This window comes from Streptococcus dentapri (assembly GCF_042649885.1).
Classification (GTDB): domain Bacteria; phylum Bacillota; class Bacilli; order Lactobacillales; family Streptococcaceae; genus Streptococcus; species Streptococcus dentapri.
In genome coordinates, this window is the sequence record NZ_JBHSAC010000005.1 from 19,559 (window position 1) to 28,352 (window position 8,794).

Sequence of the window (8,794 nt, forward strand, 5' to 3'; positions counted from 1 at the left end):
TTAAACACGCTTAATATAGTGACTGCTATCTTCTTCCCCATGCGTTTGAAGCCAGTTTTCTTCAGCTTCAACACGCTTAAGGTATTGAGGGACAAAAGCATGGACAGATACAGATTCTGCTTGTAGGCCCCTTTTCCCAAGAGCATAAGCCGAGGGCAGGCTAGGCTGAATATTGGCCTGAGGTAGAGCTTGCAAAATCTGATCTTTAAAATTTTGAACTTCTCCAGTAAAAGTTACAGCATTTGCACTCTGAGCATAAGTCAGAACCTCTTCCAAAGTCAAATAAGAATCGGGTCGAATCGCTTGGCCATCTTCATAAAAGCCAGCATAAACACTGTTGCGCCTAGCATCAATTAGAGGGATCATCAAACCTGTGTGAACTGCCAATGGTAGCAGGGCAAATAGACTTGAAACCCCAACCAAATCGACATTTAAACTATAAGCCAGCGTCTTAGCTGTTGCTACAGCAACGCGCAGACCGGTATAAGAACCCGGTCCTTGAGCCACCACAATCCTATCCAAATCACTCGGTTCCCAACCGACTTGTGCCATTAAAAAATCAATAGTTGGCATGAGACTGATGCTGTGATTTTTCTTACTATTAACAGTAGTTTCTGCTACTAATCGTTCATCTTCCAAGAGAGCGACGGCAAGAGCTATACTGGATGTATCAAATGCTAATAATTTCATAAATCTTCCTTCGATTATTATTTATATAGAAATAACCAGTTTATTTTTCTTCCAAGAAAATCACTGACCTGCAGAACAGGAAAGTCACTATTATAATCCTCTACTATTTTACACTAGTTTGGAGAAATTGTTACCATTTAAAATCAAAAATAATTGATATTTGAACAGAAATAAGAATGAGAAGGCAGCTAAGATCATTTTCCTTAAAATCCTAAAACATCATTTCTATAAATTTGCCTCTATGCTTTTACTAAGCCTTAAAATATGATATACTGTTACTAATTCAACATCACGGTTTAATCTATTACGCGTAAAATAGCATATTTTTTTGTCAAATACAATAATGGTATTCGTATTTGACTGGTTTTTTGTCGTTTAGAATAAACATGATATAAAAGGAAGGAACTATATGATTTATAAAGTTTTATACCAAGAAACAAAAGAGCGTAGCCCTAGACGTGAAACAACTCAAACACTTTATTTGGATATTGATGCTAAGAATGAGCTCGAGGGACGCATTAAGGCTCGTAAATTAGTGGAAGATAATACCGATTACAATATCGAATTTATTGATCTGCTTTCAGATAAACACCTCGAATACGAAAAAGAAACAGGTGCTTTCTCATTAAGGGAGTTCTAATATGTCAAACATCAATCTAAAATCCGAAGAAGTCGGCGTTTATGCCATTGGTGGTTTGGGCGAAATTGGTAAAAACACCTATGGTATCGAATATCAAAATGAAATTATTATCGTTGATGCCGGCATCAAATTCCCAGAAGACGACCTGCTTGGTATTGACTATGTCATTCCTGATTACTCTTACATCGTGGAAAATGTCGATCGTATCAAGGCCCTGGTCATTACCCACGGACACGAAGACCATATCGGTGGTATTCCCTTCCTCCTCAAACAGGCCAACATTCCTATCTATGCTGGTCCTTTGGCCCTAGCCTTGATTCGTGGTAAACTTGAAGAACACGGTCTTTTACGCGATGCCAAGCTTTACGAAATCAATGATAATACGGAGCTGACTTTTAAAAATCTCAGCGTAACCTTTTTCCGTACAACTCACTCTATCCCTGAACCTTTGGGAATCGTCATTCATACACCACAGGGAAAAATTATCTGTACGGGAGATTTCAAATTTGACTTTACTCCAGTTGGAGAACCAGCCGACCTTCACCGTATGGCAGCCTTGGGCGAAGATGGCGTACTCTGCCTTCTGTCAGACTCAACCAATGCTGAAATTCCAACATTCACCAATTCTGAAAAAGTCGTTGGGCAATCCATCATGAGGATTATTGAAGGTATCCATGGACGTATCATTTTTGCCTCGTTTGCCTCCAATATTTTCCGTCTGCAACAAGCAGCCGAAGCGGCTGTAAAAACAGGTCGTAAAATTGCAGTCTTCGGACGTTCTATGGAAAAAGCCATTATCAATGGAATTGAATTAGGCTATATAAAGGTTCCAAACGATACTTTTATCGAACCCAATGAAATAAAAGACTATCACGCCAGTGAAATTTTAATCATGTGTACGGGTAGCCAAGGAGAATCCATGGCAGCTCTGGCACGCATTGCTAACGGTACTCATCGTCAAGTTACCTTACAGCCTGGTGATACTGTTATCTTCTCGTCCAGTCCAATCCCTGGCAATACAACCAGTGTTAACAAGCTGATTAATACCATCCAGGAAGCCGGTGTTGAAGTTATTCACGGTAAGATTAACAATATCCATACTTCTGGTCACGGTGGTCAGCAAGAGCAAAAACTCATGCTTCGTCTGATTAAGCCAAAATTCTTTATGCCTGTTCACGGTGAGTACCGCATGCAGAAGGTACACGCTGGACTAGCAGAAGATACCGGAGTTCCTAAGGAGAATATCTTTATCATGGAAAACGGTGATGTTCTAGCCCTCACCAAGGATTCTGCACGACGTGCTGGTCATTTCAATGCACAGGATATCTATGTTGATGGAAATGGTATCGGTGATATTGGTACAGCAGTCCTGCGCGATCGACGAGATCTATCCGAAGACGGAGTAGTCTTAGCTGTTGCAACCGTTGATTTCAAGACCAAAATGATCCTAGCAGGTCCAGATATTCTCAGTCGCGGATTCGTTTATATGCGCGAATCCGGCGATCTTATCCGCCAAGGTCAACGTATACTCTTCAATGCTATCCGCATTGCTTTAAAAAATAAAGATGCCAGCATCCAGAGTGTCAATGGAGCTATCGTCAATGCCCTGAGACCTTTCCTATATGAACAAACTGAGCGCGAACCTATTATCATCCCAATGATCTTAACACCAGATAATGATAATTAAAAAGGAATTGGATACGAAATCCGATTCCTTTTTCTATCAACAATTTAATTTGGATAAATATAGCTTACTTCACCTGAAGTGACGCTGTTGTTAGGATCAAACCAACCACGGTAGTTGTTGATTTCTTGTTGATCATTATAGTTAGCCTCAAGAACTTGAATTTGGCCATCAGCACTAACTTCTGTAACATAGGCCACGTGTCCATAACCACCATCAGTCCAACAGATAATAGAGCCTGCTTGTGGGGTAGAACCTACAGTATAGCCTTGGCTTGAAGCACTGACAGCCCAGTCGCCACCATTACCCCACCAGTCACCTGCCCAACCAGCCAACTGTTTAACACCCCAAGTACACTGCCCAACAGGGTAAGTATTGACCGCAGTGTTCAGTGAGAGATCTGTCTCATTTTGATTAACAGAAGGATCTGATGAAACATCAGTAGATGATACTGGTGCAGCAGACGCTGGAGCCGCCCCATTTACTTCAATCGTTTGGCCAGGTAAGATTAAACTAGAAACAGTCATTCCATTATCAGAAGCTAACTGATAAGGATCCACACCATTTTGGTCAGCAATACTAAAAAAACTATCTCCAGATTGAATAGTATAGGTTTCAGCTACTGCTGCTTGACTAAATAAGCACAGTGTTGCAGTGGTGGCAGTAAAAAGACCAGCAATTGATAATTTTTTATTCATCTTAATACAAATTCCTCTCATTCAGTGAAAATAAAATCTCAGTAAAAGAACCCGAAAAACAGGTTCAATTTTGAGTATGATCCTAGTTTAACAGGAAAAAATGACAAACTTGTTAATTGCAAGTTAAAAAAACAGTTATTCTGATGACAATTTTTTTAAAATATTGTTTTAATCAAATAGATACAAAAAAAGAGTGGAACAAAATCGGTAAATTGTGATAAAATCGCAATTTAGATTTGTTGTCCTTCCTTTTTTCTGAACAGTTGATTAACTTGGCCGCTATCACTTGCCTAGCAAGGGATAAGGACTGCCAATCAATCCTTTCGTTAATCTGCTAAAGCTAGAGCAAAACAAAAAAGGCAGGACTTTGTCCCAGCCTCTTTGACAGGAAAAATATCATTAGTATAAATCTAAATAAGTGTCCACTTCCCATTGTGATACAAAGGCAGCATAGCTAGACCACTCTAACTGTTTAGATTCAACAAAGTTAGCAACAATGTGTTCTCCTAAAGCTGCTTTGACAACTTCATCTTCTTGGAGCGCTTTGACAGCATTGTGAAGAGTGGAAGGAAGATCACGAATACCATCTTCCTTTCGTTCCTGTGCCGTCATAACATAAATATTAGATTCAACTGGTGCCGGCGCTTCTGTTTTATTTTCAATTCCATCAAGTCCAGATTCAAGAAGAACGGCCAGTGCCAAATAAGGATTGGCAGTCGGATCAACCGAACGCAATTCAAGACGGGTACTCATGCCACGAGAAGCAGGAACACGAATCAGGGGTGATCGGTTGCGGCCAGCCCAAGCAATATAGACAGGTGCTTCATAACCAGGAACCAAACGTTTGTATGAGTTGACCGTTGGATTCATCACGGCTGTGAAGTTGTAGGCGTGCTCCATTAAGCCACCGAGGAAATAGTAAGCATTTTTAGATAACTGCATGCCTCTTGGATCTTCTGGGTCAAAGAAAGCATTTTTTCCATCCGAAGTGAAGAGAGACATATTACAGTGCATCCCTGAACCGTTGATTCCAAATTTCGGCTTAGCCATAAAGGTTGCATAAAGACCGTGCTTACGCGCAATAGTTTTAACAACCAGTTTGAAAAGCTGAATCTTGTCACAAGCTTTTAAAACTTCCTCATATTTGAAGTCAATCTCATGCTGTCCCACAGCTACCTCATGGTGACTGGCTTCAACTTCAAATCCCATATCCGTCAAAACATTAACAATTTCACGGCGAGTATTGTCAGCAAGGTCTGTTGGCGCCAAGTCAAAATATCCCCCCTTATCATTAACATCCAGTGTCGGTTCACCTTTTTCATCCAGTTTAAACAGGAAAAATTCAGGTTCAGGACCAAGATTGAAAGAACCAAAGCCAAGTTCTTGCATATGTTTCAGCGCACGTTTTAAGTTTCCGCGCGGATCTCCTGCAAATGGCTCACCTTCTGGTGTGTAAATATCACAGATCAAGCCTGCAACACGTCCATTTTCATTTCCCCAGGGAAAAACAGTCCATGTATCAAGATCAGGATACAAATACATGTCAGACTCATTGATGCGGACAAAACCTTCAATAGATGATCCGTCAAACATAGCCTTGTTTGAAAGTACCTTGTTCAGTTGCTCTTCAGTTGCAGGGATTTCCACATTTTTGAGTGTTCCCGCAATATCTGAAAACATCAAACGTAGAAAAGTAACATTCTTTTCTTTGACTTCGCGACGGATATCATCTGCTGTGATTGCCATAATGGCCTCCTTTAAATATAAAAAATGATAAATTATATAATCGTATATTACATACGAAAACTACCTAAGTGAGAATCGGGGGAAGTAAATCTAGCTTGATTTTTTAATTCGTTATGTAGAAGACGGCGAACTTCAGCATCAGTTAATACTTTCTTATCACTAATACCTTGTTCTCGTCTGGCATATTCTTTTTTAATGTCAGCAATATTTAGTCCCTCATCCAGAAAATCTTTGATTTCTAGCAACACATCCATGTCATTCAGAGAATACTGACGACGATTACCAGAACTACGGTCCGGAGTTATAAGACCTTGATCTTCATAATAACGAATCTGTCTAGCTGTCAAATCGGTTAGCTTCATAACTGAACCAATAGGAAAAACAGCTAGAGAACGCCTGAATTCTTTTTCGCGCATAAAAACTCCTTTCGACACCATTATATCTAAAAATTCTGTCCTGTCAAGGGGTTGTGTCACATTTTATGACATATAAATAAAGAGGGACATAGTCGTGATTTTTCAGAAATTAAGATAGGAGATCATCCTGCTGTTATAGCTAGTTTACATAAAGAAACTGTAACGGTTAGCTTAACTTTTAGTCGCTATCTTTATTAGAAAAAAATTCAATGATTTTAAAATCAATATTGACCAAGGTTGCTACAAAAACACCAATAAAAGTCTCTCCTATCCTAGCCATCGTATAGAGGAAAGTATCTCCTGTTGGAATAGATAAAGTAATAATCAAAAGGGCAGAAACTGCACCAATAATACCAGCCTTATTATCAATAGCAACATTGGTCATAATAGTCAGCATTGTAAAGACAGGAATAAAGACCAGCATTATCCAAATATTGTGGTTAAACAGCGCACTGATTCCAAAATAAAGAAGCGAATAAAATCCACCTATAGTATTCCCCATAATACGGGATCTGCCAAAATGCACACTCTGATCAAAATCTTGTCTCAGGCTAAAGACTGCCGTCAAAGCACCAACTTGAAAACCTTCAAATCCAAAGAAGGAAAACAGAACCAAGACTAAAAAGACTGCGAGCCCCGTCTTAAGAGTCCGCATCCCTAACTTAAATTCGTGAGGATTAAAACGAAACCATCCCAAAATGAAATTCCTGCCTTCTAAAAATTCACCCTCTATTTTATCATAGATTTAGACGATCAACAAAATTTTCTGACAATTCCTTCAATCAAAATCAAATTGAAAAGTCAATAGCACCAATAGTGAAAATGGATTTGAAGTAGCAGACGCCAATATGAATCCTTTCTCACTCATCCCACATAAAACGGGCTTTTAATTTTTCCTCATAAGACGTCCCCTTAATAAAAGCTTTAAAAGGCTGACTAAGCGCTTTAAAGTCAATCCCTTCTTCTAATAGCTGTCGATCATAATGAGTCTTAATAGCCAGAATTTTTGGAATAAGATCCTGCCCCCCAGATGACAAGGATAAAAAAGAGGTCCTTCGGTCTTTCTCAGAAATTTCCTTAATAACCAAGCCCTTTTTTATGAGGGAACTGATCAAACGACTAGGACTCTTTCCCTCGCAAATCAATAGATTACCTAATTTTTTTAAGGATAAAGTGCCAAACTCCTGCAGAACAAGAAGTACTTCACTCTGATTGGATGTTATACATAGAGGAGCCAATAAATGGGTTAGCTCTTTATTCACAATATTTTCGACACTTTTAAATAAGTAGCGAAAACGGGTTGCCTCGTATACTGACATAATCTCCCTTCTATTTCAGTCTCCTACTATTCTACAATAGTTCAGGTAAATTGTTGACAATAAAATCCTAAAAGACTAAATAAACTCAATTAGATGACATGTCATCTAATTAAAATTTATTTCTAAAAAGGAGTTTATACATGAATACAGCCCACTCTCCCCGCATTATCAAACACGCCTTTATCACAGGGGCAACTGGCTTACTGGGTAACAATCTGGTTCGTGCCTTACTCAAGGAAAATATCCAGCTTACTGCTCTTGTATGTTCCATGGATAAAGCTAAACAACAGTTTGACAATTTACCTATTCATTTTGTGCAAGGAGATATACTAAAGCCTGAAAGCTACAAATCTTACCTATCTGATTGTGACAGTCTCTTCCACACGGCCACTTTTTTCCGCGACAGCCATAAAGGCGGAAAGCATTGACAGGAACTTTATGATACCAATGTTACAGGCACTCTCAATCTCCTGCAGACCGCCTATGATGCTGGTATCCGCTACATTGTCCATACCTCGTCCATCGCTGTTCTCAAAGGCAAGCCCAATCAGCTCATTGATGAAACCATGGCACGCGACCCAAATACCAAAATTGAGTACTATCGCAGCAAAATCCTCAGTGAAGAGACCGACAAAGATTTTCTTGCAAAACACCGCGATTTATTTCTAACTTTTGTCCTACCAGGATCTATGTATGGACCTGGTGACCTGGGAGCAACCTCTACCGGTCAATTGGCTTTAGATTATATGCAGCAAAAATTGACAGGAATCATTAAGGCTAGTTACAGTGTTGTAGATGCTAGAGACGTGGCGGATATTCATATCCGAGCTATGAAGTATGGGCGCAGCGGAGAGCGGTATCTAGCTGCTGGCCAATATATGACCATGGCAGAAGTGATGAAAACCTTAGAGACTGTTACAGGAATTCCTGCACCAAAAAGGAAAATTTCCAAACCTTTACTTCGACTATTTGCTATTTGGAATGAAATCTACCACCGAATTACTGGTAAGCCCGTCTTAATCAGTAAAGATTTAGTAGAGCTCTTTGCCGAGGAATACCAATGTACTCATTTTGATCCTGCGAAGACGGAAAAAGAGTTGGGCGGCCGATTCAGGTCAGTAGAAGATACCTTGCTGGATACGGCCTGCTGGTATCGCAATCATGGGTATTTGAATTAAGAAAGAAAGCAGAGTTTGAAACTAGGTTTGTTTCAAACTCTTCATTTATTAACTTTATGCATCAATGCGCAATCGTTGAGTGACTTCTAAGTTAGTTGATAAAACAGCAACTCTTACAGCTCTACTCAACTTTATGAAGGCGGGATGATAAAATCGAATTTCTTCAAAATTACCGATTTTTGTCCCACTCTCTGTTTTTTATCATTTAAACAAATCAACCAACTCTTCTTACCGAAAGATCTTATTTACCAGCGAAGTACTTGGCCAAGGTTGGCAAGATTTTATATCTTGCTAGTGCTAAATCTCGTAGAAAGTCTATGCGATGTACATAAAAAAGACGCATTAGCGTCTCAGACCGAAGACAAACTTCTTTTTGGAGGTTTGTCTTTTTTGGTGTCTCTTATCTTTAAGATGAAAAATGGA

9 protein-coding genes and 1 pseudogene are annotated in these 8,794 nt (G+C 39.4%); 4 read left to right on the forward strand and 6 right to left on the reverse strand.

The annotated features are described in order from the left end of the window. Positions 1-690: a tRNA (adenosine(37)-N6)-threonylcarbamoyltransferase complex dimerization subunit type 1 TsaB gene (tsaB, locus tag ACFOSE_RS00625; protein ID WP_380429142.1), complete on the reverse strand. Its 690-nt coding sequence runs from the start codon at positions 688-690 to the stop codon at positions 1-3. A gap of 409 nt (positions 691-1,099) precedes the next feature. Here tsaB and ACFOSE_RS00630 point away from each other — a divergent pair, with 409 nt between their 5' ends. Then, positions 1,100-1,330, forward strand: a complete 231-nt coding sequence (locus tag ACFOSE_RS00630; RefSeq protein ID WP_380429145.1) for a DNA-dependent RNA polymerase subunit epsilon — start codon at positions 1,100-1,102, stop codon at positions 1,328-1,330. A gap of 1 nt (position 1,331) precedes the next feature. Beyond that, on the forward strand, positions 1,332-3,017 hold the full coding sequence (gene rnjA, locus ACFOSE_RS00635; protein ID WP_380429148.1) for a ribonuclease J1: 1,686 nt from the start codon (positions 1,332-1,334) through the stop codon (positions 3,015-3,017). A 44-nt stretch (positions 3,018-3,061) separates the two neighbouring features. On the opposite strand, the gene ACFOSE_RS00640 is transcribed toward rnjA, so the two are convergent. The 5 genes from ACFOSE_RS00640 to ACFOSE_RS00660 form a co-directional block, all read right to left on the reverse strand. Further along, positions 3,062-3,712, reverse strand: a complete 651-nt coding sequence (locus ACFOSE_RS00640; protein ID WP_380429151.1) for a CHAP domain-containing protein — start codon at positions 3,710-3,712, stop codon at positions 3,062-3,064. Between the two features lie 399 nt (positions 3,713-4,111). Then, positions 4,112-5,458 (reverse strand): type I glutamate--ammonia ligase, encoded by a 1,347-nt coding sequence (gene glnA, locus ACFOSE_RS00645; protein ID WP_380429155.1) that lies wholly within the window; start codon positions 5,456-5,458, stop codon positions 4,112-4,114. 47 nt (positions 5,459-5,505) lie between these two features. Beyond that, entirely contained in the window at positions 5,506-5,874 is a 369-nt protein-coding gene (locus tag ACFOSE_RS00650; protein WP_380429157.1) for a MerR family transcriptional regulator, read from the reverse strand. Between the two features lie 178 nt (positions 5,875-6,052). Beyond that, positions 6,053-6,529 carry an FUSC family protein gene (locus ACFOSE_RS00655; RefSeq protein WP_380429167.1) on the reverse strand — a complete coding sequence of 159 codons (477 nt, stop codon included), beginning with the start codon at positions 6,527-6,529 and terminating at the stop codon, positions 6,053-6,055. A gap of 205 nt (positions 6,530-6,734) precedes the next feature. Next, positions 6,735-7,193: a MarR family winged helix-turn-helix transcriptional regulator gene (locus ACFOSE_RS00660; RefSeq protein WP_380429160.1), complete on the reverse strand. Its 459-nt coding sequence runs from the start codon at positions 7,191-7,193 to the stop codon at positions 6,735-6,737. A 140-nt stretch (positions 7,194-7,333) separates the two neighbouring features. On the opposite strand from ACFOSE_RS00660, the pseudogene ACFOSE_RS00665 reads away from it, so the two are divergent. After that, a pseudogene (locus tag ACFOSE_RS00665) lies at positions 7,334-8,371 on the forward strand (SDR family oxidoreductase). Positions 8,372-8,515: 144 nt separating this feature from the next. Beyond that, positions 8,516-8,794: hypothetical protein (locus ACFOSE_RS00670; protein WP_380429163.1), on the forward strand; the 279-nt coding region annotated here is incomplete at its 3' end.